This window comes from Sphingomonas sp. GM_Shp_1 (assembly GCF_026540895.1).
Classification (GTDB): Bacteria; Pseudomonadota; Alphaproteobacteria; order Sphingomonadales; family Sphingomonadaceae; genus Sphingomonas.
On the sequence record NZ_JALNUR010000005.1, the window covers coordinates 34441 to 47981 of the forward strand.

General features: G+C 65.9%; 11 protein-coding genes. 2 read left to right on the forward strand and 9 right to left on the reverse strand.

Going from position 1 to position 13541, the window contains the following annotated elements; all coding sequences use genetic code 11:
* Positions 1–179 precede the first annotated feature (179 nt).
* Positions 180–1079: a LysR substrate-binding domain-containing protein gene (locus OXQ33_RS04505; protein WP_267433499.1), complete on the forward strand. Its 900-nt coding sequence runs from the start codon at positions 180–182 to the stop codon at positions 1077–1079.
* Between the two features lie 15 nt (positions 1080–1094).
* Here OXQ33_RS04505 and rutA read toward each other — a convergent pair whose 3' ends face one another.
* From rutA to OXQ33_RS04535, 6 genes are all read right to left on the reverse strand, one after another.
* Positions 1095–2159 carry a pyrimidine utilization protein A gene (rutA, locus tag OXQ33_RS04510; protein WP_267433500.1) on the reverse strand — a complete coding sequence of 355 codons (1065 nt, stop codon included), beginning with the start codon at positions 2157–2159 and terminating at the stop codon, positions 1095–1097.
* Positions 2160–2163: 4 nt separating this feature from the next.
* Entirely contained in the window at positions 2164–2946 is a 783-nt protein-coding gene (gene rutD, locus OXQ33_RS04515) for a pyrimidine utilization protein D (protein ID WP_267433501.1), read from the reverse strand.
* Entirely contained in the window at positions 2939–3322 is a 384-nt protein-coding gene (gene rutC / locus OXQ33_RS04520) for a pyrimidine utilization protein C (protein ID WP_267433502.1), read from the reverse strand. The genes rutD and rutC overlap by 8 nt, the downstream gene beginning before the upstream one ends.
* Positions 3322–4059, reverse strand: coding sequence for a pyrimidine utilization protein B (gene rutB / locus OXQ33_RS04525; RefSeq protein ID WP_276039804.1), 738 nt, complete (start codon positions 4057–4059; stop codon positions 3322–3324). The genes rutC and rutB overlap by 1 nt, the downstream gene beginning before the upstream one ends.
* Before the next feature lie 82 nt (positions 4060–4141).
* Positions 4142–6073, reverse strand: coding sequence for a M1 family metallopeptidase (locus OXQ33_RS04530; RefSeq protein WP_267433503.1), 1932 nt, complete (start codon positions 6071–6073; stop codon positions 4142–4144).
* Complete coding sequence (locus OXQ33_RS04535) at positions 6070–6900, reverse strand: phosphatase PAP2 family protein (RefSeq protein ID WP_267433504.1); 831 nt, start codon at positions 6898–6900, stop codon at positions 6070–6072. The genes OXQ33_RS04530 and OXQ33_RS04535 overlap by 4 nt, the downstream gene beginning before the upstream one ends.
* 204 nt (positions 6901–7104) lie before the next feature.
* On the opposite strand from OXQ33_RS04535, the gene OXQ33_RS04540 reads away from it, so the two are divergent.
* Entirely contained in the window at positions 7105–8337 is a 1233-nt protein-coding gene (locus OXQ33_RS04540; protein WP_267433505.1) for a GTP-binding protein, read from the forward strand.
* A gap of 52 nt (positions 8338–8389) precedes the next feature.
* Here OXQ33_RS04540 and OXQ33_RS04545 read toward each other — a convergent pair whose 3' ends face one another.
* The 3 genes from OXQ33_RS04545 to OXQ33_RS04555 form a co-directional block, all read right to left on the reverse strand.
* Positions 8390–10651, reverse strand: a complete 2262-nt coding sequence (locus OXQ33_RS04545; RefSeq protein WP_346015339.1) for a PAS domain S-box protein — start codon at positions 10649–10651, stop codon at positions 8390–8392.
* 71 nt (positions 10652–10722) lie between these two features.
* Complete coding sequence (locus OXQ33_RS04550) at positions 10723–12210, reverse strand: ATPase domain-containing protein (protein ID WP_267433507.1); 1488 nt, start codon at positions 12208–12210, stop codon at positions 10723–10725.
* Positions 12211–12401: 191 nt separating this feature from the next.
* On the reverse strand, positions 12402–13412 hold the full coding sequence (locus OXQ33_RS04555; protein WP_267433508.1) for a LacI family DNA-binding transcriptional regulator: 1011 nt from the start codon (positions 13410–13412) through the stop codon (positions 12402–12404).
* Positions 13413–13541: the final 129 nt, after the last annotated feature.

Here is a 13541-nt window from a genome sequence, read left to right on the forward strand (position 1 = left end):
GTGACGCGCCGTCGAATTTCCTTACCTCTCCCGTGACGCGACGAAGCGGTGCGGCCTGGTGCGCATGTTACTGTCGCGCATGGTCGCATCCGCTATCGCGGTCCTGGCGCGATGCCCTCTTGGTCGTTTCGGGTCCAATACATAATATGGCTCAATTGATAGCTTAGGGATATGGATCGATGGACCTCAGGCATCTGCGCTATTTCCTGTGCGTCGCCGAGGAGATGCATTTCGGACGCGCGGCGCGGCGGCTGGGCATTTCGCAGCCGCCGCTCAGCCAGCAGATCCGTGCGCTGGAAGACGAACTGGGCGTGCGATTGTTCGATCGCACCAGTCGCCGCGTCAAGCTGACCGAGGCGGGGATGCTGTTCGCGCCGGAGGCGCGTCAGACGCTGGCGCAGGCGGATCATGCGGCACAGACCGCACGACGGGCGCAGCGTGGCGAGATCGGGCATCTGGCGCTCGGCTTCACGCCGTCGGGACCCTTCGTGCAGATCGTCGGCAATGCGCTGTCCCGCTTTCGCGACGCGCATCCGGAAGTCCAATTGTCGTTGCAGGAGCGGGGGCGCGACGAGCAGATCGCGCGGGTGGAGGAGGGGGACCTCGATATCGGGCTGATCCGTGGATCGACCAAACCCTGCCTGCCCAAGGGCATGGTGTCCCGCTGCCTCATCACCGAAGATATGCTGCTGGCCGTACGCGCCGATCATCCGCTGGCGGTGCGCCCCGCCGACCCGCAAATCGCCGATCTGGCCGATGTGCCCCTCGTCCTTTATGCGCCCGCGATCGGGGCGGGGTTCAACGAGCATTTCCTGGCGCTGTGCGATCATGCGGGCTTTCAGCCGCGTATCGCGCATGAAGCGAGCAGCTTCGCGACGCTGCTGGGTCTGGTTTCGGCGGGCTTCGGCGCGACGATCCTGGCCCGATCGCTGGAGCGCCTGCATATCGATACGTTGGTCTATCGTCGGCTGGACGCCCCCGTCACCAGCCGCCTGTTGATGATCCACCGCGCCGATCTATCCCCCACCGCCCGCGCCTTTCGTGCGGTGATCGAGGCGGAAGCGGCCTGCCATGGATGATCCTGAGCCGAAGTCTCAGCCCTGACGGCGACTTTTCATAAGGGGCTGGATTCGGGTGCCGAAGGCCTCGACGCCTTCGAGGAAATCGTCGAAGGTCAGCAACACGCCGCCCGTGTTGGGCACCTCGGCCATCTCGTCCAGCATCCGTGCCACGTTTTCGTAGCTGCCGACCAGCGTGCCCATATTGATGTTGACCGCGCCTTCGGGGGCGGCGAGCTGGCGGACGTTGGTGGTCGCGTTGACCTTGTCGGCGGCGCCCTGGTCCTTCAACCAGGCGATCGCGTCATGGTCGACGCCGTCATTATAGCTTCGCCACTTGGCCATCGCATCCTCGTCCGTCTCGGCCGCGATGATCATGACCAGCACGAAGACCGACACGTCGCGCCCGGTCTTCGCGGTCGCGGCCGCGAGGCGTTCGTTGTTGAAGGCGAAGGCCTTGGGCGTATTGACGCCCTTGCCGAGACAAAAGGCATAGTCCGCCCATTGGGCCGAGAAGGCGAGGCCCTCGTCCGAGCTGCCCGCGCAGATGATATTCATCTCGCCCGTCGGTTGCGGGCGGACGAGGCAGTCGTCCATCCGATAATAGTCGCCCTTGAAGTCCGAGCGCCCCGTTTCCCACAGGTCGCGCAGGATATGGGCATATTCGTCGAGCATCTTGTAGCGGTTGCGGAAATGCTCCTCGCCCGGCCACAGCCCCATCTGGCTGTATTCGGGCTTTTGCCAGCCGGTGATGAGGTTCAGCCCGAACCGCCCATGGCTGATCGAATCGATCGTATTGCACATCCGCGCGGCAAAGGCGGGTGGGATGATGAGGGTCGGGCAGGTAGCGTAGATCTTGATCCGCTCGGTCACCGCGGCGAGCCCGGCCATCAGCGTGAAGCTTTCCAGCCCATATTCCCAGAATTCGGTCTTGCCGCCGAACCCGCGCAGCTTGATCATCGACAGCAGGAAGTCGAGGCCATGTTCCTCGGCCTTTTGCGCGATCGCCTTGTTGAGGTCGAACGACGGCATGTACTGCGGCGCGTTCTCGCTGATCAGCCAGCCATTGTTGTTGATGGGCACGAAGACGCCGACCTGCATGGGCTTAGCTCCTGAGGAAGTCGAGGACGAGGCGGTTGAAGCGATCGGGATCGGTGACGTTGCAGGCATGGCCGCCCCAATCGAGGACGGCCTTGTTCGCCCACGCCAGCGGGGTCGCGACATCCACGGCGCTTCTCCACGGCACCAGCATGTCGTCACGGGTGCCGATCACCAGCCAATTGGCGGTGGCCGTGATATCGATCAGTTTCGGATCATAGGCGCAAACCGCGGCGATCCGCTTTTCCACCGTCGCCCTGCCCGGGAAATTGGCAAGCTGGTGCGCCGCTTCATCCGCGAGCCGATCGGAATTCGCCGAAATCCAGTCGGGCGGGTAGAGAAACAGGGGTTGTGCGTGCAGAAAGGCGGCGGGGCCGCTGTCGCGCAGAAGATCGAGCCGGACATCGAAGCAGCGGCGCGTATGGGGATCGAGCTTTCGCCAGCCGTTCACGACGACGAGGCTGTCGATACGGGTCGATGCGATCGCCGCCTCGATCCCGATCATCCCGCCGAGTGCATGTCCGATGAAACGGGCGCTTTCGATGTCGAGCGCGTCCATAAGCGCCAGGAGATCCCCGGCCATATCCTCGACCGTGACGACGTCCGGCAGCGCGCGGTCGCTGCGCCCGGGGCCGCGATGGTCATAGACGAGCACGCGGTACGCTTGCGCCAGCGCGGGCAGATTGGGTGCCCAGTAGGTGGCCGATCCGCCCAACCCGCTCGACAGGATCAGCGGCGGGGCCGCCTCCGGCCCGTGGAGTTCGTAGTAAAGCCCCGCGGCCTCAGCCAAGATGGGCCACGCTGGCGATCTCGACCAGGCAATCGGGTTTCACCAGATCGCATTTGATGCAGTATCGCGCCGGCTTGTCGCCGGGAAAATATTCGGCATAAACCGCATTGAACGCCGCATAGTCGGCGAGGTCCTTCAGGAAGATGTGGTTCATCGCGATGTCGGCCATGGTGGCGCCGGCGGCGGCGAGCGTCGTCTTGATGACCTCGAGCACATGGCGCGTCTGCGCGGCGGCGTCACCGACATGGAGCACGACGCCGCCTTCGCCGAGCGCGAGCACGCCGGAGACATAGACGGTGTTTCCCGCCTTCGCTCCGGCCGAATAGGGCGCGATCGGCGTCGGGAATTGGGGCGGGTTGATCGGCTCGAACGGCATCAAACCTCCTTGGTCGGCAACTGGCCGACGGCACCGCAGAAATCAGCGACGGTGGACACCCAGCCGAAGAATTTCTCGACATTGTAGACCGTCGCCTGATGGACGAAGTCGGGACCGAGATGATGGGTCGCATCCTCCAGCATCACGCCGAAATATTCGAGGTGGAAGCCGTCGCGCAGGGTCGATTCGACGCACACGTTGCTGGCGATCCCGACGAATACCAATGTACGGATGCCGCGCGCGCGCAGGATGCTGTCGAGTTGCGAGTTGAAGAAGGCGGAATAGCGGGTCTTGTGAACGCGGATGTCTCCAGACTGGGGTTTCAGCGCATCGACCAGTTCATAGTCCCAGCCGCCCCGCGCCAGAAGCTGCCCGGCAAGCTCGGGCCGCGCGCGCATGGTCTTCAGCGCATTGGACTTGTGCCAGTTGGGGGAAGCGGGCGTTCCCGCCTCGACATAATCGGCATCCCAGCCGTTCTGCAGATAGATGACCGGCATGCCCGCCGCGCGGGCGGTGCGCAGGACCTCGGCGATCCGACCGATCACCCCGGCGGCCCCGGCGATGTCGAAGCCGGCCTGGTCCACATAGCCGCCCTTGCTCGCATAGGCGTTCTGCATGTCGATGACGATGACCGCGGTATCGGCCGGGGACAGCCGGATCGCCTCCGGCCGTGCGTTCAGCACGAGCGTATCGCTGGTCGACTGGAGGCGATGATCGACGATCGGTCCCATGGTCATGCCCCCATCGTTGCGCATCCTTCGCGTCCGGGCAAGCCGCGATCCGTTTCATTTCCGCACCATGGAAACCATGCCGGATGAATCAGGGTGCTGCTCCGACCGCATTGTTCGACCGGTCGTGATCGGGCAGCGTGTGGTCGGGGTCGAGTTCGGCCTTCACCACCTTCCCGGCGGGCACCGGCACTGCGGTCGATGCCTGGCGTATCCAGGTTTCGGCGGGCAGGCGCACGTCGTGTGTGCTGCCGTCGGCATAGCGGACCCGCAGCGTCGCGGGCATCACCAGCCTGTCGCGGGACGCCACGCGGATCAGCGGCGTGCCGTCCTTGGCGGCTTCGATCCCCGTCACCGCCAGATCGAGCTGCCAGTTATGCGCGTACCAGCCGCGCCACCAATAGGACAGGTCCTCGCCCGCCTCGCTCTCCATGGCCCGGAAGAAGTCGGCCGGTTGCGGATGGCGATAGGCCCAGGCGGCGATGAAGCGGCGGAAGGCGGGGTCGAAGCGCTCCGGCCCCAAAATCTGCTCGCGCAACAACACCAGGCCGAGCGCCGACTTGAAATAGGTGACGGGATGCCGCCACTTTTCGAGGACCGTGTCCGCGCGCGACAGGATCGGCGGCGCATCCTTGTCGGCCAACACGGGCAGGATCTCGTCGACCGGATTGCCGCCGCCCTCGGCATATTCGCTGTCGCGTTTGGGTGCATATTCGCCGCGGTTGAACTCGTCGGACTGATAGACGTCGATGAAGGTGTTGAAGCCCTCGTCCATCCAGGCATGGCGTCGTTCGTCGAAGCCGACGATCATCGGGAACCAGTTGTGTCCGATCTCATGCGCGGTGACCCAGAACAATTCCTTGCCCGCATCCTCGGGCGCGTCGAACACGATGCCGGGATATTCCATGCCGCTGGTCGGTCCCGCGACATTGATCGCGGCGGGCCAGGGATAGGGGAACCAGCGCGCCGAGAAGCGCTCGACGGTGTCCTTCACATATTCGGTCGAGCGGCCCCAGCGTGCGGTCCCCGCGCTTTCGGCCGGATAATAGGACATGGCGAGCGACGTGCCGCCGTTCGGCAGCCGGATACGCGCCGCATCCCATGCGAAGGCGGACGATGCGGCGAAGGCGACGTCGCGGCTATTCCGCATCCGGTAATGCCAGGTCAGCGTGCCGCCGCGCGTCGGGCGAGAGGTCGGATCGGTGATCTCCGCAACGCTGCGGATGGGCACGGTGACGTCGCTGCCGCGCGCCTTGTCCAGGCGCGCGACCTGCGTCGGGGTCAGGACGTCGCGCGGGTTCATCAACTCGCCCGACCCGGCCATCAGCATCGACGCGGGCAACGTCACCCAATAGTCGAAATCGCCATATTCGAGGTAGAATTCCTGCGCGAGATACGGGGCCGTGTCCCAGCCGCGGATATCGTCATATACCGCCATGCGCGGATACCATTGCGCGACGTCATAGATGTCGCCGCCCGGCGACGGCCCCCAGGAGGTGCGACCGCCCCAGCCTTCCGGAATGGTGTAGTGATAGCGGATCGTCACCACCGCCTTGCCATGCGAGGCGAGCGGGGTGGGCAGGCGGAGTTGCGCGCGCGTATCGCTGACCAAGGGCGTCACGCTCGTCGCCGGACCGCCGGCCACCGCGACGCTGACCGCCTCCATCACCATGCCATCGCTATGGCCCGCCGGGGCGCCCCCGCGCGCCAGGCCGCCGCGCGAGCCCGGCTTGTAGAGATTCTGGTCGATCTGCAGCCACAGCACGTCGAGCGTGTCGGGGCTGTTGTTGGTGTAGCTGATCGTTGCCGTGCCCGCGATCGTCCGGGTCGCGGGGTCGAGCGTCACGCGCAACTGGTAATCGGCACGATTCTGCCAGTAATCGGGGCCGGGCAGGCCGTTCGCGCTGCGATAGCGGTTGACCGGCTGAGGCATGTCGAAGGGCGCGAAGGTCTCGCGCGGTTGATAGTCCTGTGCGCTTGCGGTGGCGGCGACCAGTGCGAGGAGGGGGAGGGCGCGCTTCAACGGTCGAGCCTCGGCATGACGCGCTGGGCGACCAGTGCTTCCTCGGCGGCGCAACCCTCCGGCCTGGGTGTGGCCGGGTCGGCGCGCAGCCGGGCGATTTCGTCGCGGGCGGCGGCCAGATCCTGCTGGAAGGCGGGCTTGGTCCGCACCAGCGCCATCGTCGCGCTGGCCGAGAGCATCCCGCCCTCCACCGCGCTTTCGTTATGTGCGCCGCAGACGAAGCGGCTGTCGCCATAGGCGCGGCCCCGGCGCAGGATCGGCCCGGCGCGGTCGGGTGCCAGTTCGGTGAGGATCAGCGCCCAGGTCCAGCCCCAGGTGGTATGGCCTGAGGGATAGTCGAAGCTGTCGGCAAGCTGCGCGACCGGCTGGCACACCGGCCCCTTGTCCTGGTGAAAGGGGCGCGCGCGGCGATAGACATTCTTGGCGATATTGGTCTGCGCGGCGGTATCGGCACCGGCGCGCGAGATCAGGCGGAGCGTCAGGGGTGCATTTTCCGGCGTCAGCGCGACGCCGACGGCGCAACTGAAATCGCGCATCAGCGCCGGCCGCGAGGTATCGACGTCGTTCGTCGCCAATTGCCAGCGTGGCGTATTCACGAGCTTGCGGGTCGCGCGGAAGATCTTGCGGTCGGTTTCATAGCGCGGATCGCCCTTGCGCGGCGCGGGCTCGATCACCTGCGTCACGTCGAACTCGCCGGGGGTCAGATAGCCCAGATAGTCCTTCTTCGCGGCAACGCCGCCTGCACCGAATGCGATAAGCAGGCCGCTCACGACGATCGCCGCATGGCGCAACGGGCGACGGGTAACGGGCAAGGCATGGACGTTCATGGACCGGGGCATGGAACCGCTCTCGTCAGTGGGAATCGCACGTTACTCTGTATCATTCCGCGGACAGCGACAACCGGGCAGGACGTTTTTCGCGAAGGCGAACGGCGCGTCCCGCCCTGTGCATTGATCGCCATATTCCGCATCGTGACATCAGCAATGTTATGGTATATCGTCACTGAAAAGCGGCAAACAGGAGTTTGGTCGATGCCCCATGTCATGCATGACGCTCGCCTGCCGGTAACGGTGCTGTCGGGTTTTCTTGGCGCGGGAAAGACGACGCTGCTCAATCATATCCTCGCCAATCGCGAGGGGCGGCGGGTGGCGGTGATCGTCAACGACATGTCGGAGGTGAACATCGACGCCGACCTGGTGCGCGGCGGCGAGGCGGCGCTCTCGCGGTCCGAGGAGGCCTTGGTCGAGATGACCAATGGCTGCATCTGCTGCACGCTGCGCGACGACCTGCTGGCGGAGGTGCGTGCGCTCGCCGAGGCGGGGCGGTTCGATTATCTGGTGATCGAATCCACCGGGATTTCCGAGCCTTTGCCGGTGGCGACGACCTTCTCCTTCCGCGACGAAGCGGGCGCATCGCTGGGCGATGTCGCGCGGCTCGATACGATGGTGACGGTGGTCGATGCGGTGAACCTGCTCGCCGATTACTCCAGCCAGGATTTCCTCGCCGATCGTGGCGAGACGATGGGTGAGGACGATACGCGCAGCCTGGTCGGCCTGCTGGTCGAGCAGATCGAGTTCGCCGATGTGGTGATCGTCAACAAGGCATCGTCGGTATCGGCGGAGCAATTGGCGGTGGTGAAGAAGCTCGTCGCCAGCCTCAACGCCGATGCGGTGATCGTGCCCGCCGATCATGGCCGCGTCGATCTGGACCTCGTGCTCGCCACCGGGCTGTTCGACGAGGAGAAGGCCGCGCGTCATCCGCTCTGGGCCAAGGAGCTGTACGGCTATGCCCATCACCAGCCCGAGACCGAGGAATATGGCATCGAAAGCTTCGTCTATCGCGCCCGCCAGCCCTTCGATCCGGCGAAATTCCATGCCTTCCTGACCGATGGCCGCCTGGATCATGTCGTGCGCGCCAAGGGGCATTTCTGGTTGGCGACGCGCCCCGACTGGGTGGGCGAGCTGGCGGTGGCGGGCAGCCAGACCGAGACGGCGCGCATGGGGCGTTGGTGGGCATCGATCCCGAAGAACCAGTGGCCCGATGACGGCCGGTTCGAGGAATTCGTCGCCAGACACTGGGACATGATCTGGGGCGACCGGCGGCAGGAGCTGGTCTTCATCGGCATCGGGATGGACGAGGCCCGCATCCGCGCGAGGCTGGACGCCTGCCTCGTCCCCGCCGCCGCCTTCACACCCGCTTTATGGACGACGTTGCGCGATCCATTCCCCGTCTGGGGCGAGCGTCAGTTGGAAGCGGCCGAATGACAAATGTCGCCGTCGCGGACCGTGCGACGGCGACACCTCCATCTTCGCGGTATCACTTCAGGACGTCCGACAGCGCTTCGGCCAGTTCGCTGCTCCGGAACGGCTTGGTGATGCGCGGCACGGCAGGGTCGATGCCCTCCGCCTCGGCATAACCCGACACGATCAGTGCCGGCAGTCCCGGGCGGATATCCTTGAGTGCGGCGACCAATTGCGCCCCGGTCATCCCCGCCATGAGGTGATCGGTCACGAGGAGGTTCGGGGCCAGTCCCTCCCGCATCATCCGGAGCGCGGTTTCCCCCGACCCCGCCTCGACCACGTCATAGCCGAAGTCGGAGAGCATGTGCGCGGTGCTCATGCGCACAAGGTCCTCGTCGTCGACCAACAGCACCACTCCCCGCGCGTCGCGGCGCTCGATGGCCTGGGCCGGTCGCTGCTCCGTCTCCGGAAGGTCGTGGCCGACGCGCAGCCACAGCGCGACCGCGGTGCCCTTGCCGACCTCGCTGTCGATCGTCAGCGCGCCGCCCAATTGCGCCGCCAGCCCGTGCACCATCGACAGGCCCAGCCCGGTCCCCTTGCCGATCCCCTTGGTCGAGAAGAAGGGCTCGACCGCTCGGGCGCGTGTCTCTTCGTCCATCCCGGTCCCGGTGTCTTGCACGCCGATCCGGATATAATGGCCGCGCGCCAGGCCGGGGCGCGGCTCGCGAACCGATTCGTGCGTCACCCCGATCGTTAGCGTACCGCCGTCGGGCATCGCGTCCCGCGCATTCACCGCCAGATTGAGCAGCGCCATCTCGAGCTGGTTGGCATCCGCCTTGGCCAGCGGCAGATCGGGGGCGGCCTCCAGCTTCAACGCGATCGTCGGTCCCAGCGTCGACCCGATCAGGTCGAGCATTCCCTGCACAAGCTGCGGCACGTCGACCGAGATCGGCTGAAGCGGCTGACGGCGGGCGAACGCAAGCAGGCGCTGGACCAGCGTCCGGGCGCGCTCGGCCGACTGTAGAGCGCCGTCGATCAACCGTTGTTCGCGTTCGGAGCCCAGTCCCTTGCGATGCAGCAGGTCGAGCGATCCGACGATCGGGGTCAGGAGATTGTTGAAGTCATGCGCGACGCCGCCGGTCAGGCTGCCCATCGCCTCCATTTTCTGGCTCTGTCGCAAGGCCTCCTGCGCGGCGTGGAGCTGGGACTCGCGGGCCTTGGCACGGCTCAGGTCGCGTCCGACCGCGATGAAATTGGCGCCATCGGGTTCCGGGGCGACCGTCCATTCGATCCATTTCCAGTCGCCATCGCGGGTGGCGATCCTGTTTTCGAACCGCGTCGGCTGCCCCGTGCGCGCCATCGTCTCGATCGCGGTGAGGGTGGGCGGTTCGTCGTCGGGGTGCATGAACGTGGCATAGCCGCGCGACAGCAGTTCCTCGGTGCTCCAGCCCAGTACCCAGTTCCACGCCGGGCTGACCGCGGACATCATCCCGCTATAATCGGCGCGGGCCAGCATATCCTGCGACAGATTCCACAGCCGGTCGCGCTCCGCCGAACGGGCGGCGACCTGCGCCTCCAGCGTTTCGTTCATCTCCTGAAGGCGGAGTTCCGCGTTACGACGCGCGGTAATGTCGTTGAACAGCACCGCGACGCGGTGGCTGGCCGGATCGCCGACGCGAAAGGCGTGGACATCCCACCACCGGGCCAGCGTGGCGGAGCCCTCCTCGATGCGGCCGGGGACACCCGTCGTCGCGATCTTGCCGTAGAAATCGAACCAGTGCTGTTCATGCTCGGGCACGACCTCGCGCACCCGGCGACCGGCGGGCTGGAAACCGGCCTGTTGCTCGAAGGCCGGGTTCGCTTCGATGAAGCGATAGTCGACCGGTCGTCCCGCATCGTCGAAGATCATGTCGATGATGCAGAAACCGACCTCGATATTCTCGAACAGCGTCCGGTAGCGCGCCTCGCTGTCCTGCAACGCGACCAGCCGCGCGCGTGCGTCATATTGACGGCGTCGCGCCCGCACCGCCGAGCGCACGATGCTGATCAGCGTCGTCGGATGGAAGGGGCGCTCCAGGAAAGTGACGTTGCCCAGCACTTCCAGATGCCGTGCGGCGGCGGGGTTGCGCTCCAGCCCGCCGCCACGGTTGGTCAGCAGGATGAACGGCAAGTCGGACCATTCCTCCTGACCCGCCAGCCATTCCGACAGCGCGGACAGGTCGCTGGTCGCGATCGCTTCCTCGGTCACGATGACAAGGGCCGCGCCTCGGTCCAGCTCGGCGACCAGGTGAGTCAGGGAAGGGCAGACCGCGGTTTCGAGATGCGCCTCGGCCAACATCGCGCTCGCCAGGGCGGCGTCGCGACCGCGCGGAGCCAGGACGAGGGCACGTTCCGAAACGGTCGATCGCTTCACGCCTCGTCACCGTCCAGAAGGTCGTTCACGCCGTGCAGGGTCGGCACGCCCCGCAGCACGCCCTGGAACTTGGTCAGCGGCTCGCCCAGCGTGATCCCGTTACCGCCGATCCGATATTCGCGGATCGTGTTCTCATGGGGGCCGGTGCGCTTCTTCACGATCGAAATGGCGCGACGAACCCGGCCCAGCGCCTCGAAATAGCGCAGCAGGATGACCGTATCGGCCAGATAGGTCACGTCGACCGGCGTCTTCATGTCGCCGACCAGCCCGTGCTGCGCGACGGTCAGGAAGGTCGTGGCGCCCTGGCGATTGAGATATTGCAGCAGTTCGTGGAGGTGCAGGATCAGCGCCTGCTCGCCCGGCATCGCCGCCTGATAGCCGTTGAGACTGTCGACCACGACCGTCTTGGCGCCATATTCCTCGACGCACCGGCGCACCCGGGCCGAAAATTCGCCCGGCGACAGTTCGGCGGCGTCCACCTGTTGCAGCAGCAGCTTGCCGTCGTCGATCATCGCCTGAAGATCGACGCCCAGACCCAGTGCGCGCTGGATCAGCAGCCCGACTTCCTCGTCGAACACGAACATCGCGGCACTTTCGCCGCGCGCCACCGCCGTCTCGATGAAGGTCAGCGCGATCGAGCTCTTGCCTGTTCCGGCCGGACCCAGCACCAAGACGCTCGACCCGCGCTCGATCCCGCCGCCGAGCAACTGGTTCAGCTCGGCGGACTGGGTGGTCAGCATGTCGCGGGGGAAGCTGATCCGGTGCTCGGACGACACCAGGCGCGGAAAGACATGGACGCCACCCGTCTCGATCGTCGTGTCGTGATAGCCGCCACGGAACCGGCGGCCGCGATATTTGACGACGCGAAGCCGTCGCCGCTCCGCCCCATATTCGGGGGCGAGTTCCTCCAGCCGGATGACGCCGTGCGCCACCGAGTGCACCGTCTTGTCGTTGGTGTCGGTGGTCAGGTCGTCGAGCATCAGCACCGTCGCCTGGCTCTTCGCGAAATAATGCTTGAGCGCCAGGATCTGCCGCCGATAGCGGAGTGAACTCTGCGCGAGCAGGCGGATCTCGGACAGGCTGTCGACGACGACGCGGTCGGGCTTCACCCGCTCGAACGCCTCGAAGATGCGCTTGGTGGTTTCGCCCAGCTCCAGATCGGAGGAATAGAGCAGGCTCTGCTGCTGATCCTCGTCGAGCAGGTTTTCCGGCGGGATCAGTTCGTAGAGCTCGACCCCGGCAAGGTCCCAGCCATGCGCGCGTGCGGAGGCGCGCAGTTCGTCCTCGGTTTCCGACAGCGTCACATACAGGCAACGTTCGCCCGCCGCCGCGCCGGTCATCAGGAACTGGAGTGCGATCGTCGTCTTGCCGGTGCCCGGGTTGCCTTCGAGGAGAAACGTCCGCGCCCGTTCCAGCCCGCCCCTGAGCACATCGTCCAGGCCTTTCGTGCCAATGGGGGCATCGTCTGTCGCGAAAGAAGGCAACCCAATTCTCCCAAATCCCGTCGCCTTGTCGGCGCACGCAACGCCCGCGACCTACGCCCGCGACGTCCGCTTGTCCTTATCAGCGATCTAGGTGGGAGACAGGTTCCAGCAAGGGGGCAACTCCGACGTCGGCCACGCCCATGCCGCTCGCGATGCGCTTGCCCCACGGGCCGACCGTTCGCGCTGCGCGATCACGAGCCGAAGGAGCTCGCCCTGACCATCAGCTCATAGGGAAGTTCGATCGAGGATATCGCGCCATCGGGACCATCGCTGCGTCCCGCCAGCAGGCTGACGGCGGCAGCCGCCATCTCGCTATTGGGTTGCCGGATCGTCGTCAGTTGCGGCCAGGCCATGCGTGCCAGTTGGGCGTCATCGAACCCCGCAATCGCCAATCTCTGCGGTACGGCGATCTGCGCCCGCATCGCGGCCACCAGCACGCCAAGGGCCATCTCATCGTTGCTCGCGAAGATCGCGCTCGGTGCGCGCGCGCCCTGGAGCAGCGCTTCGGCGGCGACGATGCCGGACCGGAAGGTGAAGTCCCCCTGGAACACCCGCCGGTCGTCGAGCGCGATACCGGCGGCATTCATGGCATCCTGAAAGCCGAGCCAACGGCGATGGGCGGAGTGATGGGTCGGGTTGCCCTTGATGAATGCGATGTCGCGGTGGCCGAGATGGATCAGATGCTCCGCCATGGTGCGCGCCGCCGCGCGGTCGTCGATCCTGACATGGGGTGTGCGGTCGACATCGGTACCCGGCGCGATCCGGACCAACGGCACGCCGTGCCGCTCGAAAATGGCGATCAGTTCCTCGCTGTCGCAGATCGGCGGCGTCAGGATCGCGCCGCCCAGCTTCAATCCGACCAGGCTTTCCTCCAGCCGGGCCTGCCAATCCGGACGGTCGAGCGCCACGGTCTCGATGACGACATGGCGGCCCAGCGATCGCGCACGGTCGAGCGCGCCGAGCAGCACGTCATTGGCATAGCTGCACGCCGGGTCATCGAAGAACAGGCCGATCAGGAACGAGCGCGCGCTCGACAGGCTGCGGGCAAAGGCGTTCGGTTGGTAGTTCATCTCCGCCACGACACGCGCCACGGCCTCGCGCACCGCCGGCCGGACATGCGCTTCGCCGTTGATGACGCGGGAAACGGTCTTGGGGGAAACGCCGGCCTGTCGGGCCACGTCCTTGATGGTAAGCGCCTTCATGGAAACATCCGGTCGAAAGACAAAATTGCGGCACGCCGGATCGGCCAAGCCGATGAGAGGTGCGGAACAACGGCAAAGCGTCCCACATGCCGTGATCTTATGCAATCGGGTGCAGGTGCCATTACGGGG

Coding starts and splice junctions, on each gene's coding strand:
- OXQ33_RS04545 (WP_346015339.1), bottom strand. CDS start 10,651: ATGTTGGCCGAGGCGCATCTCGAAACCGCGGTCTGCCCTTCCCTGACT.
- OXQ33_RS04505 (WP_267433499.1), top strand. CDS start 180: ATGGACCTCAGGCATCTGCGCTATTTCCTGTGCGTCGCCGAGGAGATG.
- OXQ33_RS04555 (WP_267433508.1), bottom strand. CDS start 13,412: ATGAAGGCGCTTACCATCAAGGACGTGGCCCGACAGGCCGGCGTTTCC.
- OXQ33_RS04540 (WP_267433505.1), top strand. CDS start 7,105: ATGCCCCATGTCATGCATGACGCTCGCCTGCCGGTAACGGTGCTGTCG.
- rutB (WP_276039804.1), bottom strand. CDS start 4,059: ATGACCATGGGACCGATCGTCGATCATCGCCTCCAGTCGACCAGCGAT.
- rutC (WP_267433502.1), bottom strand. CDS start 3,322: ATGCCGTTCGAGCCGATCAACCCGCCCCAATTCCCGACGCCGATCGCG.
- rutA (WP_267433500.1), bottom strand. CDS start 2,159: ATGCAGGTCGGCGTCTTCGTGCCCATCAACAACAATGGCTGGCTGATC.
- OXQ33_RS04535 (WP_267433504.1), bottom strand. CDS start 6,900: ATGAACGTCCATGCCTTGCCCGTTACCCGTCGCCCGTTGCGCCATGCG.